Below are 12,185 nucleotides of genomic sequence, written 5' to 3' on the forward strand. Positions count from 1 at the left end.
CTAGGCGCGGCGGCGCTGCAGTACGTCGTCCAGGTTGCTGAGCGCGCTCTGCCCCTTAGCGGAGACCGCAGCAGTGGCCTCGGCCTGCTCAGCACTTTGCTTCAGGACGGGCTTGCCCACCGGTTTGGGAGCCTCAGGGAGGTCCAGCGGTTCAGGGGCCGGCCTTGAAGCTTTAGCGGCTTCAACATATGTGGGCTTGGGAACTGCGACAGGCTCCCAGCTTGAACCTTTGGAGTCTTGGGATGCTTGCGCCGATGTATCCCCTGCGGCAACGGCAACCGCCAAAGCAGCCTGGCGAAGCTCAACAGCGGATAGGCGCGCAGCTTCACGGCTGGTGGCTTCGGCGTCGAAAACCGTGGTTTCCTTCGCTTCCACTGCCGGTTCCTTCGGCAAGTAACGTGCTGGCGTCGGGATGGGGGCTGCCTGTGCCGCACGGCGTGCCCGGCGTTCGCGAAGATCCCTGAGAGCGAGCTTCCGCAACGTTACGACGGCGAACACCGCACCGATGAAGGACACCAGCGGCATCCAGATTGACCCGGAACCAAAGATGAGAAAGATGCCCGAAATGGCCGCTGTCACCAGCAAGGCAAGGCCTGCCAGGGCCAAAGTGAGCCGGGCATAGCGGATGGTGAATGGAGTGGTGGGCGCTTTCCGCTGGGACGGCTCAGCCACGTGGGATTCCTGGGGCGACGCCGGTGCTTTGCTGTGCATGGTCTCCATCGGTTTCTCCTGCTGAGGTGCCAAAGTCAGTACCACCCCTGCCTGCGGTTCGTCTGGTTCGTCGTCGATTGCCGCTGCTGGAACAGCGGCCGTTTGGACTTGTTGACGCCTGTTCCGGAGAACGTAGGGCGCCACCCAGACCATCCACAGCGCAACAGTGACTACGAGTATCACTGAGCTGCTGAGAGGGAAGTCCACATTCAAAACCGTAGAAGCAAATCACCGGGGGCGGCGGCATTGCGGCCGGTGTGTCGTCGTCGAGTCCGCAAATGACTGGATATACGGACAAAATGCCCCATGACCTGCCCGTTTATCCCCTGAGCCACCGACGCAGCAGGCCCTCTGGGACCTCATCCGATGTCAGGGCAAAGGACCGGTGGTCAGCCCATTCGCCGTTGATGTGCAGGTACCGTTCCCGATACCCCTCATCACGGAATCCAAGCTTCTCCACGACCCTCAGACTGGGGGTGTTTTCGGGCCTGATGTTGATCTCCATGCGATGAAGGCCCAACACCTTGAAGCAGTGGTCCGTTGCCATGGCAACCGCCGTCGGAGCAATACCGTGCCCTGCCCGGTCCTTATCGACCCAGTATCCCAGTGTGGCCATCATTGCCGATCCCCAAATGATGGAAGAAACAGTCAATTGGCCCACGATGAGCGGGTCTCTGAATCCAGGGGTGCGCTCGACAATGAGGAATGGCAATGCCGTGGACTGTCGGGCTTGGTTGTTCAGCGAGCCCACCATCTGCCGATAACTGGGCAGGCGCCCACCCGGGGCCGGGTTGGACGCCTCCCAGGGAGCAAGCCATTCACTGTTCCGCGAACGGACGTCAGACCACTCCCGCTTGTCGCAGTATCGGATAGGGCGAAGAAGCAGGTCTCCGCTCTCCAGCGTCACCGGCCAGATCGCAGAGCCGTACATCCTGAGGTTACTTGGGAAGCGAGGCAGTGAAAGTCGGCAGCCACTCACGCAGTTCAGGACCGAGGTCCTCGCGTTCGCAGGCCAACTCGATGCAGGCCTTGAGGTAACTGAGTTTGTCACCGGTGTCGTAGCGACGGCCCCGGAAAACAACGCCATACACGCCGTAGCCTTCACCTTCGCCGGCTGCCAGCACCTCAAGGGCGTCGGTCAACTGGATCTCGCCGCCACGGCCCGGCTCAGTCTTCTCGAGAACATCGAACACTGCCGGGTGCAGCACGTAGCGGCCGATCACGGCAAGGTTGGACGGTGCCTCTTCGGGAGAAGGCTTTTCCACGAGCTGCTTGATGCGGACGTAGCCGTCCTCGCCGATCTCCTCGACGTCGGCGCAACCATAGGCGCTGATCTTGGAGGGCTCCACCTCGATCAGGGCAACCACGGAACCGCCGGTCTTCTGCTGAACGGCGATCATGTCGCTCAGGAGGTTATCGCGGGCGTCGATCAGGTCATCGCCGAGGAGTACGGCAAAAGGCTCGTGCCCAACGTGCTGCTTTGCACGAAGGACCGCGTGGCCCAGGCCGTTGGGGTCGCCCTGGCGGACGTAGTGGATGTCACCGAGGTTGGTGGCGGATTGGATGGCCTCAAGCTTGGCGGTATCGCCCTTTTCGGCCAGCGTCGCTTCCAGCGCCGGCACACGGTCGAAATGATCCTCCAGGGCGCGCTTGCTGCGCCCCGTAATCATCAGGACGTCGTGCAGGCCAACCTTGACCGCTTCTTCGACGACGTACTGGATGGCTGGCTTGTCAACCACGGGCAGCATTTCCTTCGGCATCGCCTTTGTTGCAGGCAGGAAACGGGTACCAAGACCCGCTGCGGGGATGACGGCCTTACGGACAGCATTGTTATCGAGAGTCACCGGACTAATGTAACGGAAGGAATACATCATCGGCTAAACCCTCGCCGCGCCGGGACAACATTTCTGTGGACCGGACGGCAGCTTCTGTCGCCGCACCGGCATCAGACGAACCTCACGATCGGACACCCATGGCATCGAAGGAAGACATCCGCAGCAGCCGGCGCCTCCAAAGGCGCGCTCTCTCCCCCGAGCAGATCGCCGCTGCCGGCGCGTCGATCGCGCAGCATGGAACGTCATGGGCGGCTGCCGCTTCCTCCGACCCCCCGGCCGCTTTTGCCGTCTATGTAGGTGTCGCCTTTGAGCCACCCACCATGCCGCTCATCCATTCCCTGCACGAGGCCGGGCACAGGATCCTCCTTCCCGTGTGCGAGCCCGGCCGGCAGCTGAGTTGGGTCTATTGGACCCCCTCGACAGTTTTTGTCCGCTCCTCATATGCCCCTATCGACGAACCCGAGGGCGAACGGCTTGAAAGCCAGGTGGTGGCCGGCGCCGCGGGGATCTTCATGCCCGCCACAGCGGTGGACATGGATGGCAACCGGATCGGGCAGGGCGGCGGCTACTACGACCGGCTCCTCCATGGGCTCGACGATGCCGGCCAGCGGCCGCCCACCATTGCGGTGGTGTACGACGACGACCTGTTGCCTTCAGGTTCGATTCCCGCCGAAGCCTTCGACCGCCCCGTGCGGGAAGTGCTGACTCCCTCCGGCGTGGTCCGCCTGGGCGGGACGGAAGATCCCGACGGGACTCCAGTCACCAGCGGCCCTACGCATACCGCCTGAGGGCATCGGACGGGCTGGTGAGGTCGGGCACATCCACTGGCGCATGCACTGTGGACGGATGATAGAATTGGCACTCAGGCCCTGCGACTGCTAATGCGAAGCGAAATCTCCGCCGTTGCTGCACAGGACCTGACCTTTGTCCTGAAGGAGGAACTCAGTGCCCACATACGCATACGCCTGCAAAGACTGTGACCATGCCTTTGACATCGTCCAGTCCTTCTCCGACAGCTCCCTGACGGAGTGCCCCGAATGCAAGGGCTCCCTTCGCAAGAAGTTCAACAGCGTCGGCGTCGTCTTCAAGGGCTCGGGTTTCTACCGGACTGATTCCCGTGATGCCAAGGGCAGCACTGTTTCAGCCGCGCCTGCTTCACCTGCCGCCGCGTCGTCTGCTCCAGCAGCCACCCCGGCGCCGGCCGCTGCAGCCAGCTAACTTCCCCCCCTTTTCCACATAGCGCCTCTGGCCGCTATTGGACTGCCCGGCTGGCTGGCTAACGTGGCCGCATGCCACAACAGTCTCGAAGCGCCCTTCTTGCCCGCGCCCGGCGTTCAGCGTCGTCTGGCGGTCCTTGGCCCCCGGTTCCATCTGGTGCCAGAGGGCGGTCGTCTCAACGGCGCAACAATGCCGCAAGCTTTCCCCGGCCGCTGGACCATTCTTCCCCTCAGGGCAGAAGGCGAAAGATCGGCTCCTGGATCGCCCGGAACCGCCGCCTCACAGTTGCCCTCCTGCTGTGCCTGGCCGCCGGCATCGCCGTCCAACAGCTGACCCCGGCCTCGGAACTGCGAATCAGCGTCATGGCGGCCGCCCGTGACCTGCCAACGGGAACCACTCTCACAGAAGCCGATTTCACCCGTGTGGGAGTGCCCCAGGACCTCGCCATGACCGGGGCGCTCTCTGATGGCGGGGCCCTCGCCGGCCGCCAGCTGGCCGCACCCTTGAGCCGGGGGCAGATCCCCACGGAGTCCAGCCTCCTGGGTCCCGGGCTTCTTACAGGATCACCCATGGGTACCGCAGCTGTTCCCCTGCGAATGGCCGACCCGTCGTCCATCCAGCTCCTCTCCCCCGGGCAGTTGGTCACAGTGGTCCTCACGGCCGCCGGTTCCTATGACGAATCCAGGCAAAGCCAGGTACTCGCCGGTCCTGTCCCCGTGCTCTGGACCTCAGCCCACGGGGGCAAGACAGGCGAATGGCTGGGCACCAGCGACACCGAAGGATTAGTGGTGGTTGCTGCGGATCCACAACAAGCAGAAAAGCTTGCCGGCGCGTCAACGCAAGGCAAGCTTTTCTTTGTTCTGGTCAACCCGTGATGGGCCGTTCAGGTGGTGGTGGCCGGTCAGCCCCAGTGCGGCGGCTTTTGCTCCTTGAGCCACTGCTCATGGTCGTAACCGGACTCATCGCCCCAGCGCCGGGGATCGTCTTCCGCGGCTTTGGTGGGAAGAATGCCACTCACGCCTGGTTTGGCTCCGGCGTCCTTGGCATCCAGGGGCTCTTCAGCGGTGTCGGCGCCGGGCACGGCGGATTCCGTCTCAGGCCCTTCTTCCGGACCGGTTGCTTGTTCCATCAGTGGTACTTCTTTCCCGTTCTCTGCTTCGCTGCCTGCATCACCGGCAGCTTCATCATGCTGTCCTGGTGCCTGCCGTGCCGGACTCGGAGCGAATGTTGGCTGCCCTTTGTCCACACTCAATTGTTCAACGTCCATGTCCAGGAAGCCATGCTGAGGCGACGTCGACCGCGGAATGTGATTTTCCAGCCCAAGGTAGGAGCCGATGCGATCTGCGCAGGACGAAGGATCAGTGAACACCTCAATGGTCCACAGGGACATGTAGCGCCATCCCATGCGCTCCAGCAGCTGCGGACGCAACCGGCTGCGTTCCCGGACGCTCATCCGACGGTAGCGTTCTGTGCCATCGGATTCGATCGCGACCGGCGTGGGAATTTCCGCGCCCTCCCGGCCAATAGTGTGGACGGGGTCTGCCGCAGCAGCGATATCCAGAACGCCATCGTAGAGATGCCAGACCCGGGCGCCCCGGGCCCGCAGGCGTTCTCCGAGGTCAGCGACCAAGGGATCCTCACCGAGCGCCTGCTCACTGGCAACAGCGCGGGACGCGGGCGTACCGAGGTTGCTGTTTCCCGAAAGTTCACGGTCAAGCAGTTCGTAGAAGTCAACTGCACCATGGGCCAACCGATCGAGGTCAAGGTCCTCGGGACGGAAGCAGCTCAGGACATGCATGGAACGCCGTGCGCGGGTCATGGCCAAGGCGAACCTGTTCCGGCCACCCTCAGCGGACAGCGGACCGAACGAATGAAGTGCCCGGCCGTGTGGCGTGCGGCCGTAGCCAAGCGAGAAGATCACGTGGTCACGAACCAGCCCTTGGGCTCGCTCAAGATCCACCACGCGGAAGGATTCGGGGCCGGCGCCGAAGAACGTGGACAGCAAGGGATGGTTGGGCAGTTGGAGCCTGATGGCCTCGCCGATACGGGCAGCATGGCGCAAGCTGGCAGTCACCACCGCCAAGGACGTGCGGGGCCGCAGCCTGGCGTGTTCGAACACGAGGTCCACCACGCGATTGACCTCGGCGGTGACGGACTCCACACCTTCATGGTCTGCCCCCGGAAGTCCGGTGCCATCGGGGATGTACTCCACCAGGATGGAACGGTCCAGACCCGTGACAGAGTTGCCGTCAGGCAGGCGGCGCAGGCCGCCGTCGTAGTAATTCTTGCTCAACTGGAGGATCAAATCCTCGTCCACGGCGCGGTAGACCCAATTCAGTTGCCACGTGGGCAGGACCCTTGCCAGCGCTTTGAAGGCGCTGTCGACGGTCTCGTGGCTGGCAACACCGGCTACCGGTGGTTCCACAGCTACGCTGAACGTACGTGCATGGGCAATCTTCGCATCACCGAAGGCCACCACTTGCTTCGCCCGGGCGATGGCAGGAAGTACGGCCTGCAGCGAGGTGGATTCGGCGTCTATGACCACCACGGCGTCAAACTTTTGCTCGGCCGGAAGAACACCGGTCAGGAGGTAGGGACTGACCGACCAAACGGGCACCAGCAGTGGCACAAGCTCCGGCGCTTGGGCGCTCAGCGCCGGCAACGTGACCCTGCCATCCTTCAGCAGGGCCCGCAGCAGTTCCGCCTGCCTGGGGTGCTCAAGCAGCCCCTGATGCCATTTCTGTGCCAACTGCCACCGGAGACGCGCGGCACCACTGGCGATGTGGGCCTGGTCCGCGAGCCGGTATTCGGCTTCGAGGCGACGCAGGGAGTCGCCATCGGACATCGCCAGGTAGTCATCGCCGCTGATCATGGCTTCCAAAGCGGATTGCCACCAGGCCAGATCCAATTCGGCGGCCACGGAGCCGGCAGGAACTTCGCGGGCAGCCAGATCGGACAGCAGCTCACCGAGGCCGTGCTCGCGCATTTCCTCGATCAGGAGGGTGCGCTCGGGAAGTGTCTCCAGTGTGGCCGTGTCAGCAACCAGCCGTTCCAGCCGCTCCATCAGCTCCAAGTACGGCGTCCCGTGCAGGGAGCCACCAGCGCTGGTGTGCTTGAGGGCAGCACCAAGGCGGTGCAGTTCGCCGTCCAGCTCCCTGTACAGCGCGCCAAGATCTGCCAGCCCGGAAGGCACGGCGGGGTGGCGCTGGGTGGTGGCGTATCCGGCCCACAGGGCCCGCTGCTCCTGAACCAGGACCAGGGAGCTGTGGAGGTCGGCGATGTGGACTCCGGGCCGCACATATTCCTTGGCTACCCGGCGCAGGCGGGAGCGCTGCATGGAGGGCATCTCCAAGTTGCGCTCACGGCGCCAAGCGGAGCTGGCTGTGGCGGAAATGAGGTCGTGCACCGGCCGGTCAAAGATGTCGGGAGTGAACTTATCCAGGCTCTCCCGGACGGCAATGAGCAGTTCGAGCTGCGCGCCCCATTCAGTGAAGGTATCCCCCAGCCGGATTTCAGCGTGATCGGACACCTGCTTCATCCGGTCCCGCAGGACGGGAAGCTTTTCCTCTGCCAGGCGGGCGAGTTGTTGGGCTTCCTCGGTCTCCTTGCGCGTCACCAGTCGCGCTCCATACCAAGGGCTGGAGGTGGACGACCGGCTGAAGCTGCCAAGCTCAGCGGCCCGGCGCAGGCGGCCTGCCAACTCTTCCCGGTCCTTGATGTTGTCCAGGACGCTTCGCTTCAAGCGGACCGTGGTGGAAGGCGCGGGGTGGATGGACGTCAGCTCTGCCAGCGACTGCATGGCCTGGTACGGCGAGCAACCCCACCGTTCACGGACGTTGTGCAGCGAGGCAACATGGTCCATCAGTGCGTGGCGGTGTCCTGTCAGCGTCTGATGCAAGTTGCCCAGTTGTGGCTCAAGCGCTTTTTCATTGCGCATGATGGCGCGGACCAACTGGCCTTTGAGCTGCTGCGGCGTGGTCCCGTTACCCGGACGGAACAGCATGGAGTCGAGGCCGAGCGATTCGAGGTGTGCGGAAAGGCCCGCCAGGCTGGACTGCCTGTCGCCTACCACCAGCACGGATTTTCCTTCGCTGACCAGCGCACCGATCGCATTGATGGCCGTTTGGGTCTGTCCGCTTCCCGGCGGGGTGCTGACAACCAGGGAATCTCCGGCACGGACGGCATCCACCACGTACTGCTGGTCGGTGTCAGCGTCCAGCAGGAGGAGTTCATCTGCCGGATCACGAAGGTCAAGGCTTGGGAATCGGCCCGCCTTAATGGGCTCAGGCTCAACGTCACCACCGTTTGCCGCCTCAGCAAGCGCCGCTACGGTGGGGTTGTTCGTGTTGATCCAGGGATCATCGAGGTTTCCCGAAAGGTCAGCCAGGGTGGTGACCAACAAGTTGAATTCCACCTCGGCGCCGTGGATCGGCTGGACGAGCGTAGCCAAGCGGTCCAGCACCGGCTGGGGATCGAACCGTGCCGTGTTGTAGGCCATGCGCGCTACTGCGTTGACGTCAAAGACGATGCCGTGGACTGACTTGAGGTGGCGCACCAGGGCAGGGTTCATGCGTGCCTGCTCGGTGAGCTGAAGTTCAAAGTCGTCTTCGCCCGGCCTGATGGTCAGGATGATGGAAGCGAGCATCACCGGCGCCGAAACACGCTGCGGCTTTCCACCCACAGCAGAGGTCCACACCACTGTGCCTGCGGACAAATATCCGGCCTCGATGCCGCGATCGTTGCTCAGCTCAAAGATCTTGGACCTGATGTTGCGGGCAGCACGGGCCGCCACCAAGTATTGTTGCCTGTCGCGGATCAACGTAGACAAGCGTGTTCTGCGACCTGCCAGCAACTGCGCGAGCCCCGAGGGGTGCGCGTTGCTCAGATCGATGGCGCCTTCGGGCGTCTTGACGAAACGCAGCATCGTGTCCGCCCCGGTGACGGGTTTAAGACCAGACAGCCATTTGCGGAGCTCTTCGGAGCCCTCTTCCTGGCCTTGACCTAATGACACAACTTCTGCCTTCTTTTCTGTACTAGCTTTAGACGCCTTGGACCATACCGGCATACCTTCGAGGGTAGCGGGAATACCTTGGCAGTCCGCTCCGCAACGCTGTTCCGACGCGAAATTCGCCGTCATTTCACAGGTGCCTGCCGATTTCGCAGGCAACGGCACCCCGAGGGTTCAAGCACAGTGGCCGGCCTCCCTCAGGAAGCCGGCCACTCAAAATGCTATTCCCACTCGATGGTTCCCGGTGGCTTGCTGGTGACATCCAGCACCACACGGTTTACGCCGTCGACCTCGTTGGTAATGCGGTTGGAGATCCGCGCAAGGAGGTCGTAGGGCAGCCTCGACCAGTCCGCCGTCATGGCGTCTTCAGAAGATACCGGACGCAGCACGATCGGGTGGCCATAAGTACGGCCATCACCCTGGACACCAACGCTGCGGACATCGGCCAAGAGGACTACCGGCATCTGCCAGACGTCGTTGTCCAACCCGGCGGCCGTGAGCTCCGCACGGGCAATGGCGTCGGCCTTGCGCAGCAGGTCCAGGCGTTCCTTGGTCACTTCGCCCACGATCCGGATTCCCAGGCCGGGGCCCGGGAACGGCTGGCGGCCGACGATTTCCTGCGGCAGCCCCAGCTGGGCACCGACAGCACGGACCTCGTCCTTGAACAGGGCCCGCAGCGGCTCAACCAGCTCAAACTGCAGGTCCTCGGGAAGCCCACCCACGTTGTGGTGGCTCTTGATGTTGGCAGCACCTTCACCGCCGCCTGATTCGACGACGTCCGGGTACAAGGTGCCCTGAACCAGGAATTTGATCTTCTCGCCTTCGGCAGCAGCCTGGGCGATGATGGCCCGCTCCGCTTCTTCGAAGGCACGAATGAATTCGCGGCCAATGATCTTGCGCTTGGTTTCGGGATCGCTGACGCCGGCCAGTGCCGACTGGAAGCGTTCCTGCTCATTGGCGACGTAGAGGTTGACGCCGGTGGCTGCCACGAAGTCGCGCTCAACCTGTTCGGCTTCGCCTTCACGCAGGAGGCCGTGGTCAACGAAGACACAGGTCAACTGGTCGCCAACGGCGCGCTGGACCAAAGCCGCAGCTACAGCTGAGTCAACGCCGCCGGAAAGGCCACAGATGACTTTGGAGTCCCCGATCTGCTGGCGGATCCGGTCCACCTGCTCTTCGAGGATGTTGCCCGTAGTCCAGTTGGGGCTCAGGCCCGCACCCTTGAACAAGAAGTTCTCAAGGACGTGCTGGCCGTGGACGGAATGCTTGACCTCGGGGTGCCACTGGACGCCGTAGAGGCGCTTGTCTTCGTTGGCAAAAGCAGCCACCGGCGCACCGGCCGTTGAGGCGAGGACGTCAAAACCCTCGGGGGCCTCTTGAACGGAGTCGCCGTGGCTCATCCAGGTGTTCTGGGAGGAGGGGACGCCGTCCAGGATGGACCGGGCATCGCCGACAACGAGCGCTTCAGTGGCGCCGTACTCCCGGAGACCCGTCTGGGCCACCTTTCCACCCAACGCATTGGCCATCGCCTGGAAGCCATAGCAAATGCCAAAAACAGGCACCCCGGCTTCAAAGAGATCAGCACCGACGCTCGGGGCTCCCTCTGCGTACACGCTGGAGGGTCCTCCGGAGAGGATGATGGCTGCGGGGTCCTTGGCCAGAAGCTGCTCGGTGGTGAAGGTATGCGGAACAATTTCCGAATACACATTCGCTTCGCGGACGCGGCGGGCAATCAGCTGCGCGTACTGGGCACCGTAGTCAACAACCAGCACCGGCTTCTGGGAAGTTTGGGGTGCGGTGGGAGTAGTCACCAGACAAGACTACTTTGCCGGGCCGCCCCGGCGCACGTTGACGAGGGCGGCCGGAGGCCAAAACGGGCCCCGTCGTTAGGCATCTCACAGTGCTTCCCGTCGCGCAGCCCGCAACGGGAAGCAGTGGGCAGTGCTAGTAGCGCTTGGAAGCCTGCGGGTTGGCTGCCAGTTCGGCCTCCACCTGCGCGTGGAATTTCTTCTCCACGATGAAGGACAGCAACGGAACGACGCCACCCAGTGCCAGGAGGACCATCTTGGAGAACGGCCAGCGCATGAGCGACCACAGGCGGAAGTTGGATACCAGGTACACCACGTACATCCAACCGTGCACGATCAGCACCGACGTGGAGATGTTGAACCCGCCGATCACGCCTTTGGGTTCGGATTCCGCGAAGCCGAAGCCGAAGGGCTGGCCAGTGACAGCGTTCGTGCCGCCGGCAAACAGCGAAACTCCAAACCCATAGCGGGCGATCAGTTCCGCGCACAGCAGGAGCAGCATGGCGCCGGTCAGGTACGCCATGACTTTGTAAAACTTCAACGCCGAACGGATCTGGGCTTCCGTTCCGCCGAACCGACGCTTCTTGGGCTTGGGTCCGGATTGCTCGGGCTGGATGGCCGGTTTTGGCTCAATCATTGCTGCACCTTTTGTTCTGGCTCTGGGCTTGTAGTTTCTGTAGCATCCACGGGTTTGGCAGGCTCCGCGTCATCGTCGTCGCCGTCTTCATACTCGTCCTCGTCCTCCTCGAGGTCGCGTCGGTAGTCATCCTTGACCAGACGCCACCAGATGAAGATCGAGAACCCGGCGAAGACAACCCATTCAACTGCGTAGAAGAGGTTCAGCCAGTTGACCTGCTCTGCAGGCGGCTGGGGCGGGATGTTGAGGGCCTTGACGCTATCGCCCAGGGGAATGGTCACGCCGCCGGAGACTTCCGATGTCGCAGCGATAAATCCGGGGTAGCTGGACACTTCCCACGTGTTGATGAGCTCCGCGGCAGACACAGCGGACGCACGGCCCGGACCGGCGTCGACGTTTGGTACGGGCGCTTCAGAAGGAATAAGGCGACCAGTCAAAGTGATGGTGCCCGACGGCGGCGGGCCGGCTTGGGCGGCATCTGCCACCCAGCCGCGCGCCACGGGGATCCACGTTTGGGGCGAGGCTGCAACGCCGCTCAGCGTGGGAGCGTTGTTGACCGCAAAGGCCGAGACGATCCAGAAGCCCTTTTGGTTGTTGTAGAGGCGACCCTCTACAAGAACCTGCTTGGCGGGATCGTAGGATCCGGTGGCCGTGACCATCTGGTCCGAGACGGAACCGGGGAAGAACTGGCCGGGTTTGAGGACGTCCACCAGCGGTTTGACTTCTTCGATGCTCGACGGCGCCGGAGGTTCGTGCTGGGCGGACCGGCTGAGCTGCCACTGGCTGAGCAGCACAAACACCCCGGATAACAGAAGCGCAAAGACCAGTCCTGCGATCCAGCGGGGTTTCAACGCGGTTTTCAACACCCCTTAACCGTACTTCGTCCGGCTGTAGAACAACGAAACGGCCCGGAGTGGGGCAGCCGGGTCCCTACGTGGCGACGAAGTCGACACGAAAGGGCCTGCCCC

Annotated in this window: 10 protein-coding genes; 3 read left to right on the forward strand and 7 right to left on the reverse strand. The window is 63.1% G+C overall.

Features of this window, described 5'->3' with window-relative positions:
* The 3 genes from RQH14_RS08545 to galU all read right to left on the reverse strand — a co-directional run bounded on the left by RQH14_RS08545 (position 1) and on the right by galU (position 2,585).
* A complete protein-coding gene (locus RQH14_RS08545; protein WP_311212874.1) occupies positions 1-864 on the reverse strand; it encodes a hypothetical protein in 864 nt (287 codons plus the stop codon).
* A 166-nt stretch (positions 865-1,030) separates the two neighbouring features.
* Positions 1,031-1,642 (reverse strand): GNAT family protein, encoded by a 612-nt coding sequence (locus RQH14_RS08550; protein WP_311212863.1) that lies wholly within the window; start codon positions 1,640-1,642, stop codon positions 1,031-1,033.
* A gap of 7 nt (positions 1,643-1,649) precedes the next feature.
* Positions 1,650-2,585 (reverse strand): UTP--glucose-1-phosphate uridylyltransferase GalU, encoded by a 936-nt coding sequence (gene galU / locus RQH14_RS08555; RefSeq protein ID WP_198318245.1) that lies wholly within the window; start codon positions 2,583-2,585, stop codon positions 1,650-1,652.
* Positions 2,586-2,683: 98 nt separating this feature from the next.
* Here galU and RQH14_RS08560 point away from each other — a divergent pair, with 98 nt between their 5' ends.
* The 3 genes from RQH14_RS08560 to RQH14_RS08570 all read left to right on the forward strand — a co-directional run bounded on the left by RQH14_RS08560 (position 2,684) and on the right by RQH14_RS08570 (position 4,639).
* Complete coding sequence (locus tag RQH14_RS08560) at positions 2,684-3,334, forward strand: 5-formyltetrahydrofolate cyclo-ligase (RefSeq protein ID WP_311212864.1); 651 nt, start codon at positions 2,684-2,686, stop codon at positions 3,332-3,334.
* Between the two features lie 157 nt (positions 3,335-3,491).
* Complete coding sequence (locus RQH14_RS08565; RefSeq protein ID WP_311212865.1) at positions 3,492-3,764, forward strand: FmdB family zinc ribbon protein; 273 nt, start codon at positions 3,492-3,494, stop codon at positions 3,762-3,764.
* Positions 3,765-3,835: 71 nt separating this feature from the next.
* Positions 3,836-4,639 (forward strand): RcpC/CpaB family pilus assembly protein, encoded by an 804-nt coding sequence (locus RQH14_RS08570; RefSeq protein WP_311212866.1) that lies wholly within the window; start codon positions 3,836-3,838, stop codon positions 4,637-4,639.
* 26 nt (positions 4,640-4,665) lie between these two features.
* On the opposite strand, the gene RQH14_RS08575 is transcribed toward RQH14_RS08570, so the two are convergent.
* The 4 genes from RQH14_RS08575 to RQH14_RS08590 all read right to left on the reverse strand — a co-directional run bounded on the left by RQH14_RS08575 (position 4,666) and on the right by RQH14_RS08590 (position 12,083).
* The gene (locus tag RQH14_RS08575) at positions 4,666-8,829 is read right to left on the reverse strand and encodes an AAA family ATPase (protein WP_311212875.1); all 4,164 of its coding nucleotides are present in this window, start codon (positions 8,827-8,829) and stop codon (positions 4,666-4,668) included.
* A 164-nt stretch (positions 8,830-8,993) separates the two neighbouring features.
* Positions 8,994-10,583, reverse strand: coding sequence for a glutamine-hydrolyzing GMP synthase (gene guaA / locus RQH14_RS08580; RefSeq protein ID WP_311212867.1), 1,590 nt, complete (start codon positions 10,581-10,583; stop codon positions 8,994-8,996).
* A gap of 133 nt (positions 10,584-10,716) precedes the next feature.
* Positions 10,717-11,217, reverse strand: a complete 501-nt coding sequence (locus RQH14_RS08585) for a DUF3817 domain-containing protein (RefSeq protein ID WP_309073170.1) — start codon at positions 11,215-11,217, stop codon at positions 10,717-10,719.
* Positions 11,214-12,083: an SURF1 family protein gene (locus tag RQH14_RS08590; RefSeq protein WP_311212868.1), complete on the reverse strand. Its 870-nt coding sequence runs from the start codon at positions 12,081-12,083 to the stop codon at positions 11,214-11,216. The genes RQH14_RS08585 and RQH14_RS08590 overlap by 4 nt, the downstream gene beginning before the upstream one ends.
* Positions 12,084-12,185 lie beyond the last annotated feature (102 nt).

The organism is Arthrobacter sp. WCS2018Hpa-7, assembly GCF_031843805.1.
Lineage (GTDB): Bacteria > Actinomycetota > Actinomycetes > Actinomycetales > Micrococcaceae > Arthrobacter.

What these genes read in the sequence shown, in the direction of transcription:
- RQH14_RS08575 (WP_311212875.1), bottom strand. Translation starts at nt 8,829, where the DNA reads ATGCCGGTATGGTCCAAGGCGTCTAAAGCTAGTACAGAAAAGAAGGCA.
- RQH14_RS08570 (WP_311212866.1), top strand. Translation starts at nt 3,836, where the DNA reads ATGCCACAACAGTCTCGAAGCGCCCTTCTTGCCCGCGCCCGGCGTTCA.
- RQH14_RS08560 (WP_311212864.1), top strand. Translation starts at nt 2,684, where the DNA reads ATGGCATCGAAGGAAGACATCCGCAGCAGCCGGCGCCTCCAAAGGCGC.
- RQH14_RS08550 (WP_311212863.1), bottom strand. Translation starts at nt 1,642, where the DNA reads ATGTACGGCTCTGCGATCTGGCCGGTGACGCTGGAGAGCGGAGACCTG.
- RQH14_RS08585 (WP_309073170.1), bottom strand. Translation starts at nt 11,217, where the DNA reads ATGATTGAGCCAAAACCGGCCATCCAGCCCGAGCAATCCGGACCCAAG.
- galU (WP_198318245.1), bottom strand. Translation starts at nt 2,585, where the DNA reads ATGATGTATTCCTTCCGTTACATTAGTCCGGTGACTCTCGATAACAAT.
- RQH14_RS08545 (WP_311212874.1), bottom strand. Translation starts at nt 864, where the DNA reads ATGGTCTGGGTGGCGCCCTACGTTCTCCGGAACAGGCGTCAACAAGTC.